The sequence below is a fragment of the Aeromonas sp. QDB34 genome (assembly GCF_027705405.1).
In the GTDB taxonomy this organism is placed as follows: domain Bacteria; phylum Pseudomonadota; class Gammaproteobacteria; order Enterobacterales; family Aeromonadaceae; genus Aeromonas; species Aeromonas hydrophila.
This window is the reverse complement of sequence record NZ_JAPDBT010000007.1, coordinates 14,278-28,521: the sequence shown is the minus strand read 5'-3', so window position 1 is coordinate 28,521 and position 14,244 is coordinate 14,278. Positions and strand designations below refer to the sequence as shown.

General features: G+C 61.7%; 11 protein-coding genes. All 11 read right to left on the bottom strand.

Features of this window, described 5'->3' with window-relative positions:
- Nucleotide 1: 1 nt before the first annotated feature.
- The 11 genes from dnaE to OKC29_RS11415 all read right to left on the bottom strand — a co-directional run bounded on the left by dnaE (nucleotide 2) and on the right by OKC29_RS11415 (nucleotide 14,228).
- Entirely contained in the window at nucleotides 2-3,481 is a 3,480-nt protein-coding gene (gene dnaE / locus OKC29_RS11465; protein ID WP_073352361.1) for a DNA polymerase III subunit alpha, read from the bottom strand.
- A 38-nt stretch (nucleotides 3,482-3,519) separates the two neighbouring features.
- A complete protein-coding gene (gene rnhB, locus OKC29_RS11460) occupies nucleotides 3,520-4,110 on the bottom strand; it encodes a ribonuclease HII (protein ID WP_026080161.1) in 591 nt (196 codons plus the stop codon).
- 75 nt (nucleotides 4,111-4,185) lie between these two features.
- The gene (lpxB, locus tag OKC29_RS11455) at nucleotides 4,186-5,325 is read right to left on the bottom strand and encodes a lipid-A-disaccharide synthase (protein WP_011705104.1); all 1,140 of its coding nucleotides are present in this window, start codon (nucleotides 5,323-5,325) and stop codon (nucleotides 4,186-4,188) included.
- A complete protein-coding gene (gene lpxA / locus OKC29_RS11450) occupies nucleotides 5,318-6,109 on the bottom strand; it encodes an acyl-ACP--UDP-N-acetylglucosamine O-acyltransferase (protein WP_073349223.1) in 792 nt (263 codons plus the stop codon). The genes lpxB and lpxA overlap by 8 nt, the downstream gene beginning before the upstream one ends.
- Nucleotides 6,110-6,114: 5 nt before the next feature.
- A complete protein-coding gene (gene fabZ, locus OKC29_RS11445) occupies nucleotides 6,115-6,576 on the bottom strand; it encodes a 3-hydroxyacyl-ACP dehydratase FabZ (RefSeq protein WP_010634777.1) in 462 nt (153 codons plus the stop codon).
- A gap of 24 nt (nucleotides 6,577-6,600) precedes the next feature.
- A complete protein-coding gene (gene lpxD, locus OKC29_RS11440; protein ID WP_011705102.1) occupies nucleotides 6,601-7,620 on the bottom strand; it encodes a UDP-3-O-(3-hydroxymyristoyl)glucosamine N-acyltransferase in 1,020 nt (339 codons plus the stop codon).
- Between the two features lie 3 nt (nucleotides 7,621-7,623).
- The gene (locus OKC29_RS11435) at nucleotides 7,624-8,136 is read right to left on the bottom strand and encodes an OmpH family outer membrane protein (protein WP_011705101.1); all 513 of its coding nucleotides are present in this window, start codon (nucleotides 8,134-8,136) and stop codon (nucleotides 7,624-7,626) included.
- 148 nt (nucleotides 8,137-8,284) lie between these two features.
- Complete coding sequence (gene bamA / locus OKC29_RS11430) at nucleotides 8,285-10,708, bottom strand: outer membrane protein assembly factor BamA (RefSeq protein ID WP_011705100.1); 2,424 nt, start codon at nucleotides 10,706-10,708, stop codon at nucleotides 8,285-8,287.
- A gap of 34 nt (nucleotides 10,709-10,742) precedes the next feature.
- Nucleotides 10,743-12,095, bottom strand: a complete 1,353-nt coding sequence (gene rseP / locus OKC29_RS11425) for a sigma E protease regulator RseP (RefSeq protein ID WP_016349871.1) — start codon at nucleotides 12,093-12,095, stop codon at nucleotides 10,743-10,745.
- A gap of 82 nt (nucleotides 12,096-12,177) precedes the next feature.
- The gene (ispC, locus tag OKC29_RS11420) at nucleotides 12,178-13,371 is read right to left on the bottom strand and encodes a 1-deoxy-D-xylulose-5-phosphate reductoisomerase (RefSeq protein WP_060388760.1); all 1,194 of its coding nucleotides are present in this window, start codon (nucleotides 13,369-13,371) and stop codon (nucleotides 12,178-12,180) included.
- Nucleotides 13,371-14,228 carry a phosphatidate cytidylyltransferase gene (locus OKC29_RS11415; protein WP_005303453.1) on the bottom strand — a complete coding sequence of 286 codons (858 nt, stop codon included), beginning with the start codon at nucleotides 14,226-14,228 and terminating at the stop codon, nucleotides 13,371-13,373. The genes ispC and OKC29_RS11415 overlap by 1 nt, the downstream gene beginning before the upstream one ends.
- Between the last annotated feature and the right edge of the window lie 16 nt (nucleotides 14,229-14,244).

The window sequence follows — 14,244 nt, the reverse complement described above, 5'->3', positions numbered from 1 at the left end:
TCTAATCAAAAACCAATTCAACCCGCTCTCGTCCAAGCAGGACGCGCAAGTCATCTATCAGTTGATCGGTGGGCGTCACCCGCCACTCGGTACCGAGCGTCAATCGCACCCGGGAGCCGGGGCGACGATAGTTTACCTGAACCGGACAAACTCCGGCACGGGCGGGTTCCAAAATCTCGCACAAACGCGGGAAAAAACGATCATCAATCTGCTGTTCATCGAGAGAGATGCGGATCGCCCTGGCAAAACGCTCTCTCGCATCGTTGATATCCAGTAATTCACGGGCCGACATTTTAAGGCCACCGGAGAAGTCATCAAAGCTGACCTGTCCAGAAACCACCAAAATACGGTCTTTTTGCATCAATTCTTCATACTTTTCCAGCGCTTCACTGAACAGGGTCACATCGAGGCGACCGGAACGGTCGTCCAGGGTAAAGATCCCCATCTTGTTGCCACGCTTGGTCACCATGCTGCGCGCCGCAATCACCAAGCCTGCGGCCGTGGTCACGGTATCGCGGGAGGTGGGGTGCAGATCGCACAGCCGGCCCGAGGTATAACGACGCAGCTCGCCGCTGTACTGGTTGATGGGGTGACCGGTGAGGTAGAGCCCGAGGGTCTCGCGCTCCCCTTCCAGCCACACCTTGTCAGGCCAGTGCGGCACGTTGGCGAACGCCTTCTTGACGTCGTCTATCTCTTCGGTGAGCACGCCGAACATGTCGACCTGACCCACCGCCTGCGCCTTGGCGTGTTGCTCGGCGGCGCGCATCGCCTCCTCCAGAGTCGCCATCAGGGCGGCGCGGTGGGGGCCGAGCCGGTCCATGGCGCCGGAGAGAATGAGCTTCTCCATCACCCGCTTGTTGAGCTTCTTGATGTCGACCCGGTTGCAGAAGTCGAACAGATCGCGGAACGGGCCGTCCCGATCCCGCGCTTCCAGGATCGCATCGATGGGGCCTTCCCCCACCCCCTTCACCGCGCCGATGCCGTAGACGATGTGACCATCTTCGTTGACGCTGAAGCGGTAGCGACCGGTGTTCACATCCGGCGGGATCACGGTCAGCCCCATCCGCTGGCACTCGTCCACCAGGGTCACTATCTTGTCGGTGTTGTCCATGTCGGCGGTCATCACCGCCGCCATGAACTCCGCCGGGAAGTGGGTCTTGAGCCAGAGGGTCTGGTAGGAGACCAGCGCATAGGCGGCAGAGTGGGATTTGTTGAAGCCGTAGCCCGCAAACTTCTCCACCAGATCGAAGATCTTCATCGCCAGTTCGCCGTCGACACCGTTCTTGACCGCGCCCTCCTCAAAGCCGGCCCGTTGCTTGGCCATCTCTTCGGGTTTTTTCTTGCCCATCGCCCGGCGCAGCATGTCCGCGCCACCCAGCGTATAACCCGCCAGGGTCTGGGCAATCTGCATCACCTGCTCCTGATAGAGGATGATGCCGTAGGTGGGCTCCAGGATCGGCTGCAGGCTTTCGTGCTGCCACTTCTCGTCCGGATAGGAGATGGCCTCCTTGCCGTGCTTGCGCTCGATGAAGTTGTCCACCATGCCCGACTGCAGCGGGCCCGGGCGAAACAGCGCCACCAGAGCGATCATGTCTTCGAAGCAGTCAGGCTGCAGCCGCTTGATGAGATCCTTCATGCCGCGAGATTCCAGCTGGAATACCGCGGTGGTCTCGTAGCGCTGCAGCAGGTCGAACGAGCGCTTGTCGTCGATGGGGATGGCGGCGATGTCGACCGGCGGCTTGCCCTCTTTGGCAAGGCGCGGGTTAATCATGCCGAGCGCCCAGTCGATGATGGTGAGCGTGCGCAGGCCCAGGAAGTCGAACTTCACCAGCCCGGCGTACTCCACGTCGTTCTTGTCGAACTGGGTGACCGGGTGATGGCCTTCGTCATCGCAGTAGAGCGGCGCGAAGTCGGTGATCTTGGTGGGCGCGATCACCACGCCACCGGCGTGTTTACCGGCGTTGCGCACCACCCCTTCCAGCCGGCGGGCCATGTCGATGAGGTCCTTGACCTCCTCGTCCTGCTCGTAGAGCTCCGGCAACTTGGGCTCGGCTTCGAATGCCTTTGCGAGCGTCATGCCCGGATCCGGCGGGATCAGCTTGGAGATGCGATCCACAAAACCGTAAGCGTGGCCCAGCACCCGGCCCACGTCCCGCACCACCGCCTTGGCCGCCATGCTGCCGAAGGTGATGATCTGCGATACCGCTTCCCGGCCATACATCTCGGAGACGTGGTCGATCACCTCGTCCCGTCTGTCCATGCAGAAGTCGACGTCGAAGTCGGGCATGGATACCCGCTCGGGGTTCAGGAAACGTTCGAACAGCAGGTCAAATTCCAGCGGATCCAGATCGGTGATCTTGAGTGCGTAGGCCACCAGGGAACCCGCCCCCGAGCCCCGGCCCGGGCCGACGGGAATGCCGTTGTCCTTGGACCACTGGATAAACTCCATCACGATGAGGAAGTAACCCGGGAAGCCCATCTGGTTGATCACTTTGAGCTCGATGTCGAGCCGCTCGTCATACTCGGGACGGCGCTCGGCCCGCACGGCCGGATCCGGGAACAGGAATTCAAGTCGCTCCTCCAGCCCCTCTTTCGACTTCATGACCAGGAAGTCTTCGGTGGTCATGTCACCGGTCGGGAAGTTGGGCAGGAAGTATTCGCCGAGGCGCACCGTCACGTTGCAGCGCTTGGCGATCTCCACCGTGTTCTCCAGCGCCTCAGGGATGTCGGCAAACAGCTCCGCCATCTCCTCCTGGCTGCGCAGGTACTGCTGTGGGCTGTAACGGCGCGGGCGGCGCTTGTCCATCAGGGTATAGCCGTCGTGGATGGCGACCCGGATCTCGTGGGCGTCGAAGTCATCGGCGGTGAGGAACACCACCTCGTTGGTGGCCACCACCGGCAGTGCGAACTCGGTGGCAATGGCCACCGCCATGTGCAGGTAGACCTCTTCATCGGGGCGGCCGGTACGCAGCAGCTCCAGATAATAGGCGTCGGGGAAGTGGCCCTGATAGAAGGCGAGACACTGCTCGGTCATCTGGCGGTTGCCCTTGAGCAGGAACTTGCCCACGTCCCCCTCGCGCCCGCCGGAGAGGACGATCACTCCCTTGGCGTGCTCGGCCAGCCAAGCCTTGTCGATGACCGGGCGCCCCTGCACGTGACCGCGCTGATAGCCGCGGGAGATGAGCAATGTGATGTTCTGGTAGCCGTCGTTGTCCATGGCAAGCAGGGTGAGGCGGAACTGCTCGTCGCCAAGCTCGTCACTCTGCACCCAGAAGTCGGCCCCGACGATGGGCTTGACGCCCTTGCCGTGGGCGGCACCGTAGAAGCGCACCAGGCCACACATGTTCATCTGGTCGGTCAGCGCCAGCGCCGGCATGTTGTTGGCCGCCGCCGCGCCGACGATGGGATTGATCTTCTGCAGGCCGTCGACCATGGAGAAGTCGGAGTGGACCCGCAGGTGGATAAAACGGGGTTCAGCCATCGTCATCCCCTCTCGTTGCTCGGACTAAATTGCATGGTCTATTCGATCCCCAGTGCGCGACGCACCGGTTTGAAACTTTTGCGATATTCGGGCAGCGGGCCGCGCTCGGCCAGGATGGCGAGGTGCTCCGCGGTCGGATAGCCCTTGTGGCGGGCGAAACCGTACTCGGGATGACGGCTGTCCAGCTCGGTCATCTCCGCATCGCGAGTCACCTTGGCGAGGATCGAGGCGGCGCTGATGGCAGCCACCAGGCTGTCGCCCTTGACCACGGCGCGGGCCTCCATCGGCAAGCTTGGGCAGCGGTTGCCGTCGATGAAGACCAGCTCGGGCGCGATGGAGAGCCCCGCCACGGCGCGCTGCATCGCCAGCATGGTGGCGTGCAGGATGTTGAGCTCGTCGATCTCCGCCGGGCTGGCACGGCCGACGGACCAGGCCAGCGCCTTCTCTTTGATCTCGTCAAACAGGGCGAGCCGCTTCTTCTCGGAGAGCTTCTTGGAGTCGTTCAGCCCGATGATGGGATTGGCCGGGTCAAGAATCACCGCGGCGGTGACCACGTCACCCACCAGCGGGCCACGGCCCACCTCGTCCACACCGGCAACCAGCCTGTCGTCAGGAATATCGATCATCATCTTGTAGCCTTGAATCAAAACAGGCCCCGCAGGGCCTGGCGTCACGTTGGCGCAGCCCCTGCGGCCGCCCGGAAGTTATCTGCCGAGCAGCTCGGCCACCGCTTCGGCCGCCTGCTGATCCGCGTTGCAGCGGATGAGCTGGTGCAGCTCGGTGAAGGTGTTCACCAGCGCGCTGTTGTCGTGCTCGAAGAACTTGCTCACCTCGACCACCAGATTCTCCGGGGTGCATTCGTGCTGGATGAGCTCGGGCACCAGCATGCGACCGGCCAGCAGGTTGGGCAGGGAGACGAATTCGGTCTTCACCAGCCGCTGGGCCAGCCAGTAGCTGAACGGCTTGAGCTTGTAGCCCACCACCATCGGCTTTTTCACCAGCATGGCTTCAAGCGCCGCGGTGCCGGAGGCCAGCATCACCACGTCGGCGGCGATCATCGCCTCACGGCCCTGCCCTTCCAGCAGCACCATGTCGAGATCCGGCGCCAGCTCGGCCTTGATGGCCAGGAACTGCTCGCGCCGCTTCTGGTTGACCAGCGGCACGATGAAACCGAGATCCGGATAGCGCACCGTCAGGTGCTTGCAGGCCTCGAGAAACAGGGGCGACATAAAGCCCACCTCGGCGCTGCGACTGCCCGGCAGCACCGCCAGCCAGCGTCGGTTGGCGTCGATGCCGAGGGTTCTACGCACCGCAGCCTGATCCGGCACCAGCGGGATGTCGTCCGCCATGGTGTGGCCGACGAAACGGCAAGGGGCATCGAAGCGGTCGTAGAAGGCTTTCTCGAACGGCAGGAAGGCGAGCACCATGTCGGTGGCGGCCTTGATCTTGTGAATGCGGTTCTGGCGCCAGGCCCACACCGAGGGGCTGACGTAGTGAACCGTCTTGATACCGGCGCGGCGCAGTTTGAGCTCCACCCCGATATTGAAATCCGGAGCATCCACCCCGATGAAGATGTCGGGCGGATTGGCGATGAAGTGGCGCAGCAGTTCGCGGCGGACCTTGAGAATGCGCGGCAGACGGCCCAGCACTTCGGTGATCCCCATGACGGAAAGCTCTTCCATCTCGAACAGCGCCTTCACGCCGAGGGCCTGCATGCGCGGCCCGGCGATCCCTTCGAACTGAGCGTCCGGGTAGCGGGCCTGCAGCTCGCGCACCAGGCCGGCAGCCAGAATGTCGCCGGAAACTTCTCCGGCGACGATACCGATGCGAACGGGATCAGGCACGGATGATCCCGCGCTCGTTGTCTTTGAGGAAATCCACGTAGAGCTGGATGGCCGGCTCGGCTTGCGCCATCTCGATCAGCACCGGCAGCACCTCTTCGATGGTCTTGCCGGAGCGGAAGATCTCTTTGTAGGCGCGCTTGACGGCGGAGATGGCCTCAGGCGTATAACCGCGGCGACGCAGCCCCTCGGAGTTGACCCCGAACGGTTTGGCGTAGTTGCCGGCGGCCATCACGTAGGGCGGCACGTCCTTGTTGAGAGCGGCGCAGCCACCGACGAAGGCGTGGGAGCCGACGCGGCCGAACTGGTGGATCGCGGAGAGACCGCCGAAGATCACGAAATCGCCGATCACTACGTGGCCCGCCAGGGTCGCGTTGTTGGCGAAGATGCAGTTGTCACCGATGATGCAGTCGTGGGCAACGTGGACGTTGACCATGAACAGGTTGCCGCTGCCGATCTTGGTCAGGGACTGATCCTGGATGGTGCCACGGTGCACGGTGCAGTTCTCGCGAAAGACGTTGTTGTCGCCGATCTCGAGGAAGGTGCGCTCGCCGGCGTACTTCTTGTCCTGGCAATCCTCACCGATGGAGGTGTGCTGGAAGATCTTGTTGCCGCGACCAATCTTGGTCGGGCCCTTGATCACCACATGGGAGCTGACCCAGGTGTTGTCGCCGATTTCCACCTCGGCACCGATGACAGAAAAGGGGCCGATTTCAACCCCTTTACCGATGACGGCAGACTCATGGACGACGGCAGTATCGTGAATGATGGCAGTCTGGTCGATCACGTGTGTTAAACCTCGCGTTTGGCGCACATCAGCTCGGCGGTACAGACCACTTCACCGTTGACCGTGGCCACACCGGTGAACTTGGCGATACCGCGACGCTCTTTCAGGAATTCCACGTCGAGCACCAGCTGATCGCCGGGGCCCACCGGACGCTTGAAACGAGCGTTGTCGATTGAGGCAAAGTAATAGAGTTCGTTGGGAGACGGCTTGCCCACCATGGTAAACGCCAGGATACCGGTGGCCTGTGCCATGGCTTCCAGGATCAGCACGCCGGGGAACACCGGCTTGGCCGGGAAGTGGCCCTGAAAGATCGGCTCGTTGAACGAGACGTTCTTGATGGCACGCAAGGTCTTGCGCTCATCGCTGATCTCGTAGTTTTCCACCTTGTCCACCATCAGGAACGGATAACGGTGGGGCAGCAGATCCATTATTTCCTGGATACCCAGGCTCTTCTTTTCAGTAGTCAAAACAGTACCCTATACCAATCGTGATTATTCTTGGTCCAGCTTCTTCTCAAGCTTGCTCAACCGCTTGTGCATCTCTTCGATACGCATCACCCGGGCGGCGGTCTTGCGCCACTCTTTATTGGTTTGCAGGGGGATGCCGGAAGAGTAGACACCGGGCTCGGTAATGGGTCGCATCACCATGGCCATGCCGGTAACGGTGGCCTGGTCGCAGATCTCCATGTGCCCGTTAAAGACGGAGGCGCCGCCAATGATACAGTATTTGCCGACCTTGAGACTACCTGCCATCACGGTGGAGCCCGCCACGGCGGTGCCGTAGCCGATCTCGACGTTGTGGGCAATCTGGCACTGGTTGTCGATGATGACGTTGTCAGCGATGCGGGTATCTTCCAGCGCGCCGCGGTCGATGGTGGTGCAGGCACCGATCTCGACCCGGTTGCCGATGGTCACGCCGCCGAGCTGGGGGATCTTGATCCACTCGCCGCGCTCGTTGGCATAACCGAACCCATCGGCCCCGATCACTGTGCCGGATTGAACCAGACAGTCGGTGCCCATGGTGATGTTGTGATACAGGGTGACGTTGGCCCACAACCGGGAGCGAGCTCCCAGTCGGGTATTCTTGCCAACGAAACAGCCCGGACCGATGCGCACATCGTCACCCAGCACCACGCCGGATTCGATCACCGCATTGGCCCCGATGGCCACTCTCTCGCCCAGTTGCACGTCCGCCGCAATGACGGCGCTCGGATGGATATCCGTGGCCGGCTGCGGGGTGGTGTCCAGCAGTTGGGCTACCCGGGCAAAGCCCACATAGGGGTCTTTGAGCACCAGGGCATTGGTGGGACAAAATGGCAGATCCGCTTCTGTGATGAGCACGGCGGTCGCCTTGCTCTGCTCCAGATAATGCCGGTACTTTTTATTGGACAGGAAGGTGATATCCCCCTCCCCGGCCTTTTCCAGTGTCGCTACCTTGCGGATTTCCAGGGTTCCGTCGCCATGGACCTGGGCCCCCAGTTGCTGGGCCAGCTGTGCGAGAGTGAATGCCATCAATTAGTTGCTCTTGCTTACCTGAGAAATAACCTGGGCAGAGATGTCCAGCTTGCTGGCGGCGTACGGGGCGGCGTTGCGCTCCAGCACCAGATCGTAACCATTGCTCTTGGCGATGGAATCGATGGCAGCCTGCACCTTGGTCAGGATCTTGTTGCGCTCTTCGGACTGACGGCGACCGTTGTCCTGTTCAAACGCCTGACGCTTCTGGTTGAACTCCATCTGCAGCTTGGCCAGCTTCTCCTGGTTCTGCTTCTTCTGCTCGGCGCTCATGAAGGCTTCGTCCTTCTTGAACTTCTCGACCAGTTTCTGACCGTCGGATTCCAGCTTCTGCAGCTCACGCATGCGCGGCTCGAATTCGCCTTTCAGCTTCTTGGAGACTGCTTCACGCTGGGGCAGCTTTTGGAATACTTCGCCCATGTCGACCACGGCGATCTTGGTCTCGGCCAAGGCGGAGCCCATGCCGGCAGCCATCAGTGCAAAACTCAAACCAGCTACTTTCAACGCTTTATTCACACTTACTCCTTGTTCCCTCATGTGAGGGCTACCTGATTTACCTGATTATGCAAGTGGTACCCGGACCGACTTGTTACCTGGTGAGGCACGCAAGCTGCGCGTCCCATCATTGAATACCCCCACCGCTGGGTGGGGGCAGAGTCCGTCCTTAGAAGGTACGGCCGATGTTGAATGAGAAGAACTCGGTCCGGTCGCCCTCGTACTGCTTGAGCGGACGGGCAATCGCGAACACCAGCGGGCCCATCGGGGAGAGCCACTGCAGCGACAGACCGGCCGAGGCGCGGTAGTTGGTCGGATCCGAATAGTCGGCCAGATAGTTGCAGCCGCTGAAGCAACGGTTGCGGTACTGGTCATAGTCGAAGGTGGTATCCCACACGGAACCGGCATCGATGAAGAAGCTGGTCCGCAGTTGCGGCTGATAGGTCTCGGACGCAAACGGCGTCGGCACTATCATCTCGAGGGAGGCGACCGCCAGGGCATTGCCGCCCACCGAGCTGTCGGTACCCTGGATGACGTCGTTGCCGCTCAGGTTGTAGTAGTAGAGCGCCTTCGGACCCACGGTATTGCTCTTGAAGCCGCGCAGGGTGTCGAAACCACCGGCGAAGTAGTTCTCGAAGAACGGCAATACGTGGTCATAGCTGCCGTTGCTGCCGTAGCCGTTGCCGTAGGAGGCACGCGCCTTGGCCATCAGCACCCACTTGTGATCCGCATCGAACGGGAAGTAGTGCGCGTCTTCGGCGTTGAGCTTGAAGTACTGCAGATCCATGCCCGGCACGGTCACCTTGGCGTTGACCCGCTGACGGTCACCGGCGGTCGGGAACTGGCCCTTGTTGAGGGTGGAACGGGTCCAACCGGCGGTGACATCGACGGTGTTGAACACCATGCGGTTGTCGCCATCCTTGTTCTCGCTGTACACCTTCCAGAACTCATCCACCTGCAGATAGGGGTTGGGCTGGGACAGTTTGTTGTTTTCGACCCCGAGGCTGAAGTCGAGACGGTTGTTCTCGTTGACCGGGAAACCACTGGAGAGGCGGAAGCCGATGGTGGTGTTCTCGTAGTCCACGATGTTGGCGTCGGCCGCACTGAACTGGTTGTAGTAGAGACGACCGCCGAGGCTGACCCCGTCCACGGTGAAGTAGGGATCGTTGTAGCTGAGGTCGACGCTCTTGGAGTACTTGTTGGTACTGGCGGATATGCCGATCTTCTTGCCGGTCCCCATGAAGTTGTCCTGCTGCAGGCCCGCCTGCAGACTCAGGCCAGATTCGGTACCGTAGCCCACACCGGCGTTGATGGAACCGGCCGGCTGCTCCTTGACCTTGAAGTCCAGATCGACCTGGTCATCGCTGCCCGGCACCCGCTTGGTGTCCACTTCGGCGGTTTCGAAGAAGCCGAGGCGGTTGAGACGGGTCTTGGACTGCTCGACGCTGTCGGAGGAGAGCCAGGTGCCCTCCATCTGACGCATTTCGCGGCGCAGCACTTCGTCCTTGGTGGTGACGTTGCCGGTGAAGTTGATGTTGCGCACATAGACGCGGGGGCCCGGCTCGATGTTGACGATGAGCTCCACTTCCTTGGTCTGATCGTTGACCTGCGGGAAGGTGACCACTTTCGGGTAGGCGTAGCCGTAGCGACCGAGGAACTTGGAGAGCACCTCTTCGGTGTGGGTCACCTGGCTGGCGGAGTAGATGCTGCCGGTCTCGATGGGGATGAGCCCCTTCATCTCGCCGCCGCGATCGATCAGATCGCCCTTGAGCTGGATGCCGGACACCTTGTATTGATCCCCTTCCTTGACGTTGAGGGTGACGTAGACCCCCTTCTTGTCCGGGGTCATGGAGACCTGGGTCGACTCCTGGGTAAAGCGGATGTAGCCGCGGTCCATGTAGTAGGAGCGCAGGGTTTCGATGTCGCCGGCCAGCTTCTGCTTCTGGTAACGCTGGTCACCGGTGAAGTTCCACCAGGGCACGTCGTCCTTGAGGGAGAGCTGGGCCAGCAGCTTCTCTTCCGGGAACACGTTGTTGCCGACGATGTTGATCTGCTGGATCTTGGCCGCTTCCCCTTCCACGAAGGTGAACTTGAGGTCGACCCGGTTGCGCGGCAGCGGGGTGACGATGGCCTTGACCTTGGCGGAGTACTTGCCCACGCCGTAGTAGAAATCTTCCAGCCCCTTCTCGAGGGAGCTCAGCACGGTGCGATCCAGCGGATCACCCACCCGGATGCCGGAGGACTCCAGACTCTGGGTCAGCTGCTCTTCCTTGATATCCTTGTTGCCGGAGAACTCGATGCTGGAGATGGTCGGCCGCTCTTTGACCGCCACTTGCAGCACCTGACCGTCGCGGTAGACCTTGACGTCCTCGAAGTTGCCGGAGGCATAGAGCTTCTTGATGGCGTTGGCCAGCGTCACGGAATCGACGGAATCGCCCACCCGGATCGGCAGGTTCAGCAGGGCGGCACCCAGGGTCACCCGCTGCAGACCTTCAACCTGAATATCTTGCACCACAAAAGAGGCAGGGGCCGCCTGGGCCAGGAAACTGGCACCCAGCAGGCAACTCAACACCAATGCTTTTTTAACAGCCATTTTGTTCTTATGTGTCCTTGTTGATGCTCTGGCCTCAGAGGCGAGCGAAATCATTAAACAGCGCAATACCCATCAGTAACATCAGAATGGCGGCGCCAATCCGGAAACCCACTTCCTGAATTTTTTCTGATACCGGCTTGCCGGTGACCGCCTCGATGAGGAAGTAGACCAGATGGCCACCGTCCAGCACCGGCAGGGGGAACAGGTTGATGATCCCCAGGTTGACGCTGATCAGCGCCAGAAAGCCGAGAAAGTAGACCAGACCGTAGTCGGCACTGCTGCCCGCGCCCTTGGCAATGGAGATGGGGCCGCTCAGGTTGTCCAGCGAGACGATGCCACCGATCAGCTTGCCGATCATGTCGAAGGTCAGGGTGGTCAGGCTCCAGGTCTTCTGGGCGCCCTGCCACAGGGCTTGCAAAGGCCCATACTGTAACAGAATCCGATACTCATCCGGTAATGGAACCAGTTGCGGCGACAGGCCGACAAAACCGACCAGCTGGCCCCGTACCTTCTTGGCATCCGGCGTCAGGGTCAGGGTCAGCTCGCTGCCCGCCCGCTCGACGGTCACCTCAAGCGGCTGCTGGGGCGACTGCTGCACCTGGTGGACAAACTGGGCCCACTCGGTGATCTCCTGCTCCCCTACCCGCTTGATGCGATCGCCCGCCTGAACGCCGGCCTTCTCGCTGGCGCTCGCGGCCACCACCGCATCGACCACCGGCAGCACCTTGCCACCGAGCGGCACTATGCCCAGGCTGCCGATGGGAGACTCCTTGTCGGGGTCAAACTTCCAGCCGGCCAGTTGCAGGGTCTTGTCCACCGCGTAGCTGGTATTGGCCGCCTTGAGCTTGAGCTGGACCGAGTCATCGCCAAGGTGGCTGATGAGGGCATAGGTCACGCTCTCCCAGTCACCGGTCTCCTCGCCGCCGACGCCGACGATCTCCATGCCGGGTTCCACCCCGGCCGCCGCCACGATGGAGGCGGGACGCACCTCGCCCACCACGGGTTTGACGGCGGGCACGCCGATCATGAACATCAGCCAGAGGGCGAACAGGGCAAACACGAAGTTGGCCATGGGGCCGGCAGCGACGATGGCCATCCGCGCCCAGACGCTCTTGTGATTGAAAGCGTACTGCTCGTCACCGGGCTTGAGCTCGTCCACCCGGCCGTCCAGCATCTTGACGTAACCGCCGAGGGGGATCAGGGCCAGCACGTACTCGGTGCCATCCTTGCCGAGCCGACGCCAGATGGCCTTGCCGAAACCGATGGAGAAACGTTCGACCTTGACACCGCAGCGACGGGCCACCCAGAAGTGGCCGAATTCATGTACCGCAACCAGCAGCCCGAGGGCGACGATAAAGGCACCGATGTTCCACAACACACCGCCCATCAGCCCATCACCTCGCTTTCATGCATGGTCCTGTCTCCGACAATCAGGGTGAAGGCAGCACAATGCCACGAAACAGCTCTCATCAGCTAAGCTCCTCAATCAAATTGTGAGCACGGGCACGGGCCGCCCCATCCAGCGCAATCAAATCGTCCAGCGAACCGGCCGCCGTACCGCCCAGGGCGAGCATGGTGGCCTCATTGACTCTGGCAATATCCATAAAACCGATCCGCTCTGCAAGGAAAGCCGCCACGGCCTCCTCGTTGGCGGCATTGAGGGCCGTGGTTGCGGCCTGTCCCTGCTGACAGGCATGCATGGCAAGCTGCAGGCAGGGATAGCGCTCATAGTCGGGACGGATAAAGCTGAACTCTCCGACACTGAAGAAATCCAAAGGTTCCACACCGGACTCGACTCGAGCCGGATAGGCCAGCGCGTGGGCGATGGGAGTGCACATGTCCGGATTGCCGAGCTGGGCCAGCACGGAGCCGTCCTTGTACTGCACCATGGAGTGAATCACCGACTGGGGATGGATCACCACCTGGATCTGCTCGGGCGCCGCGTTGAACAGCCAGCGCGCCTCGATATACTCCAGCCCCTTGTTGATCATGGTGGCGGAGTCGACCGAGATCTTGGCACCCATAGACCAGTTGGGATGGGCGATGGCCTGAGCCGGGGTGACGCGGGCCAGCTCAGCGATGTCGGTATAACGGAACGGGCCGCCGGAGCCGGTCAGCAGGATCTTGCTGATACCCGCTCCCGCCAGGTCGCAAAAGCCCGGCTGGCGCTGGATGGCCTCGGGCAGGCACTGAAAAATGGCGTTGTGTTCGCTGTCGATGGGCAGCAGCTCGGCCCCGTGCTCGCGCACCGCCTCCATGAAGAAAGCGCCGGACATCACCAGGGCCTCCTTGTTGGCCAGCAGGATGCGCTTGCCGGCACGCACCGCGGCCATGGTGGGTGCAAGCCCGGCGGCACCGACGATGGCGGCCATCACGCTGTGGGCATCGGGGTGAGCGGCCACTTCGCACAGGGCGGCCGGGCCAGCCATGACACGAGTCGCGCTGCCGTGGGTCTTGAGTTGAGCAGCCAGCTCGCTGGCGGCGGCCTCGTCCACCATGACGGCGAAGCGGGGAGAGAATTCGAGACAGTCGCGCAGCATGGCCTCCACGCTGCGGGCCGCGGTCAGCGCCAGCACCTGCCAGCGCCCCGGATTGTGCCGCAGTACCTTGAGCGTACTCTGACCGATGGAGCCGGAGGCCCCCAGAATCACCAGGTTATGCATCAAAACTCCTGGCTGAGCAGCAGATAGCTGAGCAGGAACACCGGCAGCGCGGCGGTCAGGCTGTCGATCCGATCGAGGATGCCACCGTGGCCGGGCAACAGGGTGCCTGAATCCTTGATGCCGGCTTCGCGCTTGAACATGCTCTCGGTGAGATCGCCGAGTACCGAGGCCAGCACCGCCAGCAAGGAGCAGAACAGCACGATGGCCATCTTGGCGGGCACGAAGCCCATGAACCAGGTCACCCCGACCGCCAGCAGGCTGGCGGTAAACAGGCCGCCACACATGCCTTCGATGGTTTTGCCGGGGCTCACGGCCGGCGCCAGCTTGTGTTTGCCGAACGCCTTGCCGAAAAAATACGCGCCAGAATCTGCCGCCCAGACCAGTCCCATCACGAACAGCAGGATCCAGGCCCCCATCATGGGGTCGTGATAGAAGTTGTAACCACGGATGGCCACCAGGGACCAGAAGAAGGGGACCAGGGTCACCAGGCCGAACAGGGACTTGAGCCAGATGGATTCCTTCCACAGCTTGGCGCTCTGGGGGTAGCGCAACACCAGCAGCAGCCCCAGCAGCCACCAGCTGACGGCGGTCCAGAGCACGCCCATCACCAGCGGATGCAGATGAGGTGTCCACAGCTGCTCCACCGGCAGCCAGAACAGGCTGGCTCCGAGCAGCAGGCAGTACACCAGCGGCAGCCACTGCTGCGGCTTGGCGGAGACGAAGCCGCTCCACTCGCGGCTGGCCAACAGAAATACCAGGGATGCCAACAGGGCAAAGAATTTCAACGGCAGAAAAAACAGCGCCCCCAACACCAGGGGAACCAGTAGCAATGCGGTAATAATTCGTTGTTTTAGCAAAAGAAGCCTCTCTCTT